Genomic DNA, 10,605 nt, shown 5'->3' on the forward strand with positions numbered 1-10,605 from the left:
CCGCGGGATGCGCGGTGGTGAGGGTTCTGAGCGCCGGCCGTGAACGCTTGGCCGCTACACAGCAACCGCTTGCTGGCCGGTGCGGTGGCTGGCCAGATGTCGTCCTGTCGGCTGCTCGTGGTCCGTTGCAATAGGTTGGCAGCTGCAGGCATGCACGCTCACTGAAGAACCCTGCACGGCGTGGGTTCCATCCCAAGATAGATCCCGGCAGAACTGCTGCTTGATCAGGACGCCTGCCTGAGATCTGGCGGCGTCCGCTCAGTACACGTCGCGGCGGTAGCGCCCTCTTTGCAGCAGCTCCTGCCTGGTCGCCGGGCCCAGAATGGCGTCGAGTGTAGTGTCCACTTCGGGTGCCATGCCGCGCAGGCTGCCGCAGAGATAGAGGCAGGCGCCGCGATCGATCCATTGGCGCAGGGTGTCGGCCTCGGCGGCAAGCGCGTGCTGCACATAGCGTGCCGGAGAGGCGTGGTCGCGCGAATACACCAGGTCCATGCGTGCAATCCAGCCGGCCTGCTGCCACTGCTGCAACTCGTTGGCGTAGAGCGCATCGCATGCGGCGTTGCGTTCGCCGAAGATCAGCCAGTTGTCGCGCGCGCCGGCGGCGATGCGCGCGCGCAGATGTGCGCGCAAACCGGCGATGCCGGTGCCGTTGCCGATCAGCAGCATGGGTTGCTCTGGCGCGGGGGGATGAAACCCCGGATTGCTGCGCAATCGCAGTGCGATGGTGGCGCCGACAGGCGCATGCACGCAGAGCCAGCCGCTGCCGATCCCCAACCGTCCATCGTCATGCAGATGCTGGCGGACCAGCAGTTCGGCATGCCCTTCTTGGCTGATCGACGCCAGCGAATACTCGCGATGCGGCAGCGCGACCAGGTGATGCACCAGTGCCGCCAGTCCTGCAGGCTGTAACGTTGTTTCCGTTTCCGCTCTTGCATCGGCGCATGCAGCTGGCTCTGCACATGCATCCGGATCTGCAGGCAGCTGCGCGCCGGCGAGCCAGTCGCGCAAGGTACGCCCATCGACCATCTGCGCACCATCGCAGCGGTGCCGCTGCAACCAGGCCTCCACCTGCGCAGGCGCGTTCTGCGGCGCGATCTCGGCGATGTCGCCGGCGCTCCATTGCGGCAGCGCGCCGTCGTGGGGTGCGAGCCGTAGCCGATAGATCGGTGCGCCGGCGCTGCCGGGATTGACATGCACACGCTCGCGCAGCTGCCAGCTCGCATAGGTCGGCACGCTCCACGCTGGCTGGCTCGCCAGCGCAGGGGTGAGTGCAGCCAGGCGATGTTGCCACTGAAGCAAGGCGCGTGGGTCGGCATTGTCGACGTCGATGCGCTCGAACAGGCGCGTGCCACCGCGCGCTTGCAGGCCGGCATCGATGCGACGGCCGAACGCGCAGAACTGCGCGTAGCGGCGGTCGCCCAGGGCCAGGACCGCATAGTGCACGGCAGCCAGGTCCCGCGCATTGTCGGCAAGCCAATGGCGCTCGGCTGCCTGTGCATGGTCGGGTGGATCGCCTTCGCCGGTGGTGCTGACGATGCACAGCAGACGCGGCACGCGGGCGAGTAGATCGGCATCCACCGCGTCCAGCGGCAGCGGATACGCTGCGAGGCCGGCTGCTTGCAGTGCGGCCGCGCTGCGCTCGGCAAGCTCGCGGGCGAATCCGGTCTGGCTGGCCCAGGCGATCAGCGTGCCGCTACTGTCTGCATTCCTCACGCCGGCCCGCTGACGGCTGCGGATGAAAATGACAGCGCAGACCGCGGCATACAGCGTCAGACCCAGTGCTGCCCACTGCCAGCGCTGCGGCGTCGGCGCACTCCACCATGCGCCTTCGTGCAGGCTGGCAAGCCATGCAGCGATGGCGGCAAGGGCGAGCAGCAGCGCGCCATTGCCCAGCCAGACCCGTGCGCGTGCCACTGTCATGATGCGGCCAGATGCCGCTCGAATGCGGGGCTCATGGCTTCGTGCAGACTGCCGTCGTGTCGGGTCAGAAAGCGCACCGCAAGGCCGGCCTGCTGCGCGTAGGCGAGCCCGGCGTCGGTCCCGAGCACGGTCATGGCGGTGGCCCAGGCATCGGCATGCATGGCATCGGCGGCGAGGACGGTGACCGCGGCGGGCGCATGCGGAATCGGTGCGCCGGTGCGCGGGTCGAAGGTGTGGGCGTAGCGCAGGCCGTCGCTCTCGAAGCGGTGCCAGCGGTCGCCGGAGGTGGCCACGGCCACGCCATCCAGGGCGAGCACCCGTGGCGGCAACGCCGAGCCGGCGTCTTCGTCGGGGGCGGATTCGACCAGTACGCGCCAGGCGCTGCCGTCGGGCTTGCGTCCATAGCCGAACAGTTCGCCACCGACATCGATCAAGGCGCTGGCGATGCCGGCCTGTAGCAGGGCGTGGTGTACGCAATCCACCCCATAGCCCTTGGCGATGCCGGACAGGTCCAGCGCCACCGCGCCCGGTTGCAGGACACGCGGGCCATCCAGTTCCAGGCGCCGCCAGCCGCAGCGCAGGCTCACCAGCGCGATCTGCTCGGGCGATGGCACCCGTCGCCGACTTCCGCTGGCGCCAAAGCCCCATAGCTCGACCATCGGCCCGACGGTGGGGTCGAAGGCGCCGTCGCTGGCCTGGGCGATGTCCAGCGCGGTGCGCAGCACGGTATGGAACTCTGTCGGCAGGGTCTGCCAGTGGCCGGCGGCCATACGGTTGTAGCGGCTGATATCCGAGTCCGATTCCCAGGTGCTCATCTGTGCGACTACGCGGTCGAGCGCGGCCTGGATGCGCGCGTGCAGCGGATGCAGGTCGTAGCTGCGTGGCGCCACCAGCTTGACGCTCCAGGTGGTGCCCATGCTGCGGCCGCCCAGGGTGGCAAGCGGGGTGTCTGCGGAAGCAACTGAGTTCATACGTGGATTGGTGAGCGGGCGCTGCGGCAGGTGCATGATGGTGACGTGCGGCGTTGCCGATTGCATCAGCGTCTTGGTGGTTCGGCGGTCGATGCCGTCGGCAGTGCGGACCATCCCGGCCATGCCGGCGTGGTCGGTCGCCGCACGCAACGCAGGACGGTGCGACGGCGCCGTCGTGCAATGGCCCTGGAGCGTCTCCAGGACCGTTGCATGCGCTGGCGTTACTTGCCGGCCAAGAAACGTAGCCAGCAGTCGCCAGTGGATGTGGACGGTGCTCAGAAGCCGGAGCGCACGCGGGACGCGCCGATTCCGGGCACCGACCGCGCCTGCCTGGCGGCTGCGCGGCAGTGGTCGGCCGCTCTTATTGCGGCAGCACTTCCAGCGTCACCACGTAGCCCAGGCGACGCTGCTTGGCCTGCGGCAGCGAGGTCTTGCTGTCTTCGCTGCTGGTTTCCAGCCAATACATGCCGGGCTCCGGCCAGGTCACGCTGAAACTGCCCTTGGCATCGGTGGTGAGCTTGATCTCGTTCTGCGCATCGCGGTAACGGGTGCCGCCGCGCACGATCTCGATCTCCAGCCCGGCGGCCGGCTTGCCATCCAGTTGCAGGGTGAACTGTGCGGCTTCGCCGGCGACCAGGTCGTTGGGATGGGTGACCGGCACCAGCTCGATGCCCTTGCCGCTGGGCTTGAACACGGTGGTGGTCGGTGCGCCACGGGTGACGAAGGTTTCCACGCGGCTGAGCGATTGCGACACCTGCAGGTCCTGCGCGTTCTTGGGGACTTCGGTGGCGAAGCTGGCTTCGTTGCCGCGCCAGCGCTTGGGCTTGCCGTCTTGCTTCCAGCTGGCGAACAGGCCGGCATTGACGATGCCGAGCTTGTAGGTGCCGGGCTGGGTGAGCTGCAGGTCGAACACGCTGCGGTATTTGCCGGTGGCCGGGTTTTCCGGCTTGAGCGCGCTGCCATCGGGTGCGGTGATGCTGAGGTTGTCCAGCCGCAGCGGCACATGGTTGAAATAGAACAGGTCGTTGGACACCGCGGCATCGACGGTGATCCACGGCGCTTCGCCGGCGATGACGGTCTGCGAGGGCAGCAGCCAGGCCTTGTGCGCGAGTGCGGTGGCCGGCACTGCGGCGAGCAGGGCGATCAGGACGAGGGAACGTTGCATGACAACTCCTTGAGAATGCGAAAGGCGGTGGGCGCGTGTCTGATCAGCGCGCGTTGTGGCGCTGGCTGGATGCGTGATGATGAACAATGCGCAAGACGCGCTGCAGTTTGCGCCGGCCGGGGCAGGGATGAGGGCGGCTGCCGCCCCGTGCCGACGCCCGGTATCAAGGCTTGGCGCTCAGGCTGATCGCACCCAGTTCGCTGCTGCCGCTGGCCTTGGCGCTTTGCGGCGCTGTCGCCGGCCAGGTGAAAGGCACTTTGACCAGTTCGCGGCCGCCCACTTCGCGCGCGGCCTCCACCACCAGCGTGTACTGGCCGGCCGGCAGCGACTTCAATGCGCCCTTGGTGTCGCTGAAGGACAGCGCATGCGCGCCAGCCGGGCGGGTCGGGCCGGTGACGCCATCGACCGGCACCTGCAGCGTGCGGCCGCTCTTGCGCCACCACTGGCGCAGATCCGGCAACCACTTGGTGCCGTGGCCCTCGGCGGTGTCCTTGGACTGATACCAGACCGCCAGGTTGGCGGCGACCTTCTGGTCGGCGCCTTCCAGCCAGATCGCCACGTAGGGGCGGTGGTATTCGGCGACGTTGAGCTTGGGGATCTCGACGTTGATATCGAGCGTGGCCGCATACGCCGGCATGGCGAGCAGGCCGCTCAGGGCGATGGTCAGGGTGGCGCGCATGGTCGTCTCCAAGGAAAGGGTCAGTGGATCAACAGCAGGGCAAGCAGCAGCGGGATCAGCAGGCCCAGGCCGACCAGCGGCCAGGTCATGCGGCGCTGACGCGCATGCAGATGCAGCAGGAACAGCCCGGTGATGCAGAACACCAGGCAGGCGATGGCGAATACGTCGATGAACCAGCCCCACGCCGGCCCGGCATTGCGGCCCTTGTGCAGGTCGTTGAGATAGGCGATGGCCCCGCGCGAGGTGCGCTCGTACTCGATCGCACCGGTGCCGCGGTCCAGGCTCAGCCAGGCATCGCCACCGGGGCGCGGAAGCGCGACATACACTTCGTCCGGCGACCATTCGCCGCTGCGCGTGCCGATGCTGATATCCAGTTCGCGCCCCAGCCACTGCGCCACGCGTGGCGGCAGCGGTGCATTGCCGTCCTGCCGGCTGCCCAGGGTTTTCAACAATGCCGCTGGCAGGGTGAGCGTGCGTTGCTCGGTCGATGGGCTGGCTTCGATCCGCGCAGCGTGATTGAGGGTCAGCCCGGTGATGGTGAACAGCAGCATGCCGATCAGGCACAGCGCCGAGCTGATCCAGTGCCATTGATGCAACATGCGCAGCCAGAATCCGCGGCGTTGCTGGTTACCGGCGATTGCGGAAGCAGGCAGCGACATGCCGGGCTCAGGCCGGGTCCGCGGCGGCGGTTGCCTGCAGCCGCGATTGCCGCGCCGCCACCTCGCCCAGCAGTGCGCGCAGGCGCGGCTGCGGTGCGTTGCCGAGCAGGGCGGTCAGCTGGGCCAGGAAGCCGGCATGCCCACCGGCGATGGCGCGGCGCATCCACTGCTCGGCCTGATCGAGCGCGCCCGCATCGGCCAGCAAGGTGGCGTAACTGGCCTGGCCGCGGAAGTCGCCGGCTTCGGCAGAGCGGCGATACCAGTGGCGCGCGGCATGCGGATCGGCACTGCAGGCCAGGCCCTGGTCGAGATAGCGGGCCAGGAAGTTCATCGACTTGGCGTGCCCGCGTTCGGCGGCCTGGCGATACAGCGCCAGGGCCTGCGCCTGGTCCTGTGCCACGCCGCGCCCGGAGGCGTACAGATGCGCCAGGTTGTACATGCCCCAGTCCAGTCCATGCTCGGCGGCGCGGCGGTACCACAGCGCGGCCAGCGCTTCGTTGACGGGGGTGCCAAAGCCCAGTTCGTGGCAGCGGCCGAGTTGGTTCATGGCCGCCGGCTGCCCGGCATTGGCAGCCACTTCGTACCACAGCATCGCCATGGCCGGATCGGCCGGGATGCCGCGTCCTTCGGCATACAGTTGTGCGAGCAACAGCTGCGCATGGCTGTCCTGTCCGGCCGCGGCCTTGCGCAGCGCCGCGATGGCCTGCTCGGGCTGCGTGCGTCGCAGTGCGGGGTCAAGCGCGGGCTCAGACATCGGCCCACTGCCGCAACAGGTTGTGGTACACGCCGGTGAGCTGGATCAGCGACGGATGGCCCGGGGTGTCCTGCGTCAGCCGTCGGATCGAGACGTCCAGTTCGAACAACAGCCGGCGTTGGGCGGCGTCGCGCAGCATGCTCTGGATCCAGAAGAAGGCGGCCACACGCGTGCCGCGGGTGACCGGAGTGACCTTGTGCAGGCTGGTGCCGGGGTAGATCAGCAGATGCCCGGCCGGCAGCTTCACCGATTGCGTGCCATACGTGTCTTCGATCACCAGCTCGCCGCCGTCGTAGCTATCCGGGTCGCTGAGGAACAGTGTGGCGGAAACATCGGTCCGCACCGGCTCGGCGCCACCACGGCTGCGGTCGTAACGTACCGCGTTGTCCACGTGATACCCGAACGACTGCCCGCCGCTGTAGCGATTGAACAATGGCGGATAGATCCGCCGCGGCAGCGCCGCGGAGAAGAAGGTGCTGCTGCGCGACAGCGCGTCCAGCACCAGCGCGCCGGCATCGCGCGCGATGGGGCTGTCTTCGGGCAGTTGCGCGTTGTCCTTGGCCTGCGCGGATTGATGGCCGGCGGTGATGCGGCCGTCGGCCCAGTCGGCCGCGTCCAGACGCGCCCGCAACGCGCCCAGTTGCGCGGCATCGAGGACATCGGGAATGGGCAACAACATGCGGCGGTCTCCACGCCATCCGCACGGGGCGGATGGCGCCTGGCTGAGTCAGAAGCTGAAGGTGGCGTTCAATACCGCCGAGCGGCCTTCGCCCGGGATCGCCCAGCCATTGCCTGCAGTGACCGTGCCGGCGGCGTTGACGGTGAGGTTGTTGCGCACGCTGGTGTAGTACTCCTCGTCGAACAGGTTGTTGACGTTCAACTGCAGGCTCAGCCACTCGTTGACGCGCAGGCCGACCATCGCGCGATGCACCCAGTAATCGTCGGTCTTGATGTAGGCCGCGGTCGAGGCATTGTTCGGATAGAAGCCGCCCTGGTAGGTGACGCCATAACCGAAGGTCCACTGGTCGAGCGTGTAGGTGGTCCAGATGTTGCCTGCATTGCGCGGGGTCTGCACCAGCTCGCGTCCGGCCACCGGGTCGCCGGTGAGGCCGGCGGTGCGATTGGACACGCTCTGCAGCACCTCGCTGTCCAGGAAGGTGTAGTTGGCGAAGATCGACCAGCGGTCGGTCAGGTAGCCGGCCGCGCCCAGCGCGACGCCGTCCACGCGCGCCTTGCCGTCCAGCACCTGCTCGGGGATCAGCGGGTCGCCGCTGTTGACCTTGTAGTTCTGGCGCTCGTTGCGGAACACCGCTGCAGTCAGCGCCAGGCGCTCGTTGAGCACATCCCACTTGCCGCCCAGCTCGATGTTGACCGCCGTTTCCGGCGCCACATTGCAGTTGGCGCCAGCGGTGGCGGTGGCGATCGGCGTGCACGAGCCGTTGACCGAGGCCTTGGACGGCGTCTTGCTGTTGGCGTAGGACAGATACAGGCTGGCGTTGTCCACCGGCTTGAACACCAGGCCGGCGCGATAGGAGAACAGATCTTCCTCATTGCCGGCCGGAAAGCCGGCGGCCACGCCAGTGACGTTACCGGCGGCATTGACGGTATAGGTCGTGCTGTCGCCTTCATTGTGTTCATAGCGGCCGCCCAGGTTGAGCAACCACTGCTCGTTGAACTGCAGCGTGTCGAACAGGTAGACGGCCTGATTGGTCAGGCTGCCCTTGCTGTGGCCGGTGCGCACATAGTTCTGCGGGCCGGTCCAGATGTTGTACGGGTTATCGAAGGACTGCTGCGGATAGGTGATGCCGGTGGTGGAGCCGTCGGCATTGCGGAAGCTGGTGCCGCTGTCCAGTTCGAAGTCTTCCTTGCTGATCGCCACGCCGGCGACCACCCGGTGCTCGATCGCGCCGGTGTGCAGGGTGGCGGTCAGGTCGGTCTGGCTGTGCGCGATGAAGTTCTCGGTATCGCGCACCAGCCCGCGTGGGCCGCTGCTCGGGTTCCAGGTGGCCGGCGGCTGGCCGACGCAGGCGCGCCCGGTGTACGGATCGGTGCCGTTGGGCAGGCACCAGGTGCCCTGGAGCGCGGTGGCGTTGAGGAACTGGTCCACCCGCTGCAGGCGCGCCAGGCTGCGCAGCTTGAAGGTGTCGCTGAAATCCATGTCCAGCACCCCGGTCAGCATGTCCACGTCGATCTCCTGACGCGAGGTGTTGCGGTAACCGAAGTAGGTTTCCGGATCCACGCCCGGCAACGGACCATCGTTGAACGGACTGAGCGCGAACGGCACGCCATACTGCGGCAGGTTGTTGTCGTGCTGGTGCAGGTAGCTCAGGGTGAAGCGCGTGTCCGAGCCCAGGCCGAAGGTGACCGACGGCGCAAAGCCCCAGCGGTGGCGGAACTCTTCATTGCGGCCCGGCACGTCCTGGGTGTGGCCCATGGCGTTCAGACGCACCGCGGTGCCGTTGTCGAAATCGTGGTTGCTGTCGACGGTAAGGCGGCCGTAGCGGTCGCTGCCGCCGCCGATCAGCACGTTGGTGAAGTCGCCCTGGCCGGCGGTCTTGGTGACCAGGTTGATGTTGCCGCCGACCGAGCCGGCGCCGGACATCGCCGAGTTGGCGCCGTTGATCAGCTCCACTGCCTCGAGGTTGAAGGTGTCGCTGCGGCTGTACTGCGCGCTGTCGCGCACACCGTCGGTGGTGATATCGCTGCTGGCGGTGAAGCCGCGCAGGTTGATGCTGTCGCCATAGCCGCCGCCGCCTTCGCCGGCACCGAAGGTGATGCCGGGCAGGGTGCTGAGCACGTCACGCAGCGAGAGCAGGTTCTGCTGGTCCATGGTCTGCTTGGTGACCACGGTGATGGTCTGTGGCGTGTCGCGCAGCGCCTCGGTGTACTTGGGCGAGGACGGTTTTTGCGCGCGTTCCTGCTGTACCCGGATCGCATCCAGATCCACCGCACCGGGAGGCGCGGGCGCGTCGCCGGGCTGGGCGATGGCAGGAGCGGACAGCGTCAACAGCACGGCCGACGCGAGCGGGGAAATCCTGGGAGTCATGGAGGGTCTCGAAGAAGGAAACGATGCTCCGGCCTGGCGGCGGCTCGGCGGATGCGGGATGGGATGACGACAGAAAGGACGCGCCGGCTAGCCCGACGCTGTGCGCCGCCGCAGCGGCCCCTCCGGTACGCCAAGGCGCAGCGCCGCCGGGCGCAGGCGCGATGACGGGGTGGAGCAGGGGCTGTGCAGGGCTGGGTGCATGGGATCGCAGAAGGCCAGTTGTTAAGAAGGCCTGAAGAAATGCGATCTTAAATGCAAATCATTCTTCTTTGCAAACCCGCCCGACAGGCGGCGTTCGTCGGCCGGGCGCACCGCCCTGTCGCGTTGCCTGCGTCTGGCCGACGGCGCGTTTAGCGGTCGTCGCGGGTCCAGATGCCGTCGTGTTCGCGCTTGACGGGAAACTTGGGTACGGCGGTATAGGCGGGCGCGCACAGCGGGCGGCCGTCGCGGATATCGAACCGTGCGCTGTGCAGCTGGCATTCGATGGTGCCTGCCACCGGGTCGAAGCTGCCGGGCGACAGCTCGTAGTCTTCGTGGCTGCAGCGGTCTTCCAGGGCATACAACGCGCCGTCGAGGTTGAACACCACGATCGGGGTGTCGGTCACCTCGTCCCAGACGGTCTGCAATTCGCCTGGCAGCAGTGCGTCGCTGGCGCAGACGAAGGTCCAGGTTTCGCTCACGGCGTGGCGTGCTCGAAGCGTTTTTCCAGGACTTCGAAGCGCAGATCCTGGCGCAATGGCACGCCGAACCGTTCGTCGCCATAGGGGAACGGCTTGAAGACACCGGTACGGCGGTAGCCGCGCCGTTCGTAGAACGCGATGAGCTCGTGCCGCACGTCGATCACGCTCATGCGGATCAGCGGCAGCTTCCACTCGCTGGCCACGATGCGCTCGCCCTCTGCCAGCAGAGTCTTGCCCAGCCCGCTGCCCTGGAGCGAGGGATCCACTGCGAACATGCCGAAATACCCGGCGCCGTCATCGTCGGCGATATGCGCGCAGGCCTGCAGGCGGCCGTCCTGCTCGACCAGCAGCACCAGGCTACGCTCGCGCAGGATGTCCTGACGCAGCACGGCCGGATCGATACGGGCGCCATCGAGGATATCGGCCTCGGTGGTCCACCCCACACGGCTGCTGTCGCCGCGATAGGCCGAGGTCACCAGCTGGACAAGGGCGTCGATGTCATCGACGGTGGCGGTGCGGAAGGTGGTGGTCTGCATGTGGGGCAGTTTAGCGAGAATCGGGGGGCGGGAGTCGGGAGTCGGGAGTCGAGATTCGGGATTCGCTGGTGCTTGGTCTGCTGCATCAGATATGCACGCCGGTCAGCTCGGTGCGCGCAGGATCCGCTGAGCAAGCCCCTCTCCCGTCGGGAGAGGGGTTGGGGTGAGGGTACGGAGCGAAGCGCTCGCGCAGTC

At 67.6% G+C, this 10,605-nt stretch carries 10 protein-coding genes; all 10 read right to left on the reverse strand.

From position 1 onward, the window contains the following. Positions 1–258 precede the first annotated feature (258 nt). The 10 genes from ACCQ05_RS06995 to ACCQ05_RS07040 all read right to left on the reverse strand — a co-directional run bounded on the left by ACCQ05_RS06995 (position 259) and on the right by ACCQ05_RS07040 (position 10,410). Positions 259–1,920, reverse strand: a complete 1,662-nt coding sequence (locus tag ACCQ05_RS06995; RefSeq protein WP_372393338.1) for a sulfite reductase subunit alpha — start codon at positions 1,918–1,920, stop codon at positions 259–261. After that, positions 1,917–2,891 (reverse strand): FAD:protein FMN transferase, encoded by a 975-nt coding sequence (locus ACCQ05_RS07000; RefSeq protein WP_372393978.1) that lies wholly within the window; start codon positions 2,889–2,891, stop codon positions 1,917–1,919. The genes ACCQ05_RS06995 and ACCQ05_RS07000 overlap by 4 nt, the downstream gene beginning before the upstream one ends. Before the next feature lie 361 nt (positions 2,892–3,252). Continuing rightward, complete coding sequence (locus ACCQ05_RS07005; RefSeq protein ID WP_228964582.1) at positions 3,253–4,056, reverse strand: DUF4198 domain-containing protein; 804 nt, start codon at positions 4,054–4,056, stop codon at positions 3,253–3,255. 163 nt (positions 4,057–4,219) lie between these two features. Continuing rightward, complete coding sequence (locus ACCQ05_RS07010) at positions 4,220–4,735, reverse strand: DUF2271 domain-containing protein (RefSeq protein WP_104541903.1); 516 nt, start codon at positions 4,733–4,735, stop codon at positions 4,220–4,222. A gap of 20 nt (positions 4,736–4,755) precedes the next feature. Continuing rightward, positions 4,756–5,394, reverse strand: a complete 639-nt coding sequence (locus tag ACCQ05_RS07015; RefSeq protein WP_372393339.1) for a PepSY-associated TM helix domain-containing protein — start codon at positions 5,392–5,394, stop codon at positions 4,756–4,758. A gap of 7 nt (positions 5,395–5,401) precedes the next feature. After that, positions 5,402–6,148, reverse strand: coding sequence for a tetratricopeptide repeat protein (locus ACCQ05_RS07020; protein WP_372393340.1), 747 nt, complete (start codon positions 6,146–6,148; stop codon positions 5,402–5,404). Then, complete coding sequence (locus ACCQ05_RS07025; protein ID WP_372393341.1) at positions 6,141–6,827, reverse strand: Fe2+-dependent dioxygenase; 687 nt, start codon at positions 6,825–6,827, stop codon at positions 6,141–6,143. The genes ACCQ05_RS07020 and ACCQ05_RS07025 overlap by 8 nt, the downstream gene beginning before the upstream one ends. Positions 6,828–6,875: 48 nt before the next feature. After that, positions 6,876–9,194 carry a TonB-dependent receptor gene (locus tag ACCQ05_RS07030; RefSeq protein WP_104541911.1) on the reverse strand — a complete coding sequence of 773 codons (2,319 nt, stop codon included), beginning with the start codon at positions 9,192–9,194 and terminating at the stop codon, positions 6,876–6,878. A gap of 350 nt (positions 9,195–9,544) precedes the next feature. After that, positions 9,545–9,874, reverse strand: coding sequence for a non-heme iron oxygenase ferredoxin subunit (locus tag ACCQ05_RS07035; RefSeq protein WP_104541913.1), 330 nt, complete (start codon positions 9,872–9,874; stop codon positions 9,545–9,547). Then, positions 9,871–10,410: a GNAT family N-acetyltransferase gene (locus ACCQ05_RS07040; RefSeq protein ID WP_104541914.1), complete on the reverse strand. Its 540-nt coding sequence runs from the start codon at positions 10,408–10,410 to the stop codon at positions 9,871–9,873. Before ACCQ05_RS07040 ends, ACCQ05_RS07035 begins: the two co-directional genes overlap by 4 nt. Between the last annotated feature and the right edge of the window lie 195 nt (positions 10,411–10,605).

The sequence above is a fragment of the Xanthomonas sp. NCPPB 3582 genome (assembly GCF_041475735.2).
Taxonomy (GTDB): Bacteria; Pseudomonadota; Gammaproteobacteria; order Xanthomonadales; family Xanthomonadaceae; genus Xanthomonas; species Xanthomonas codiaei.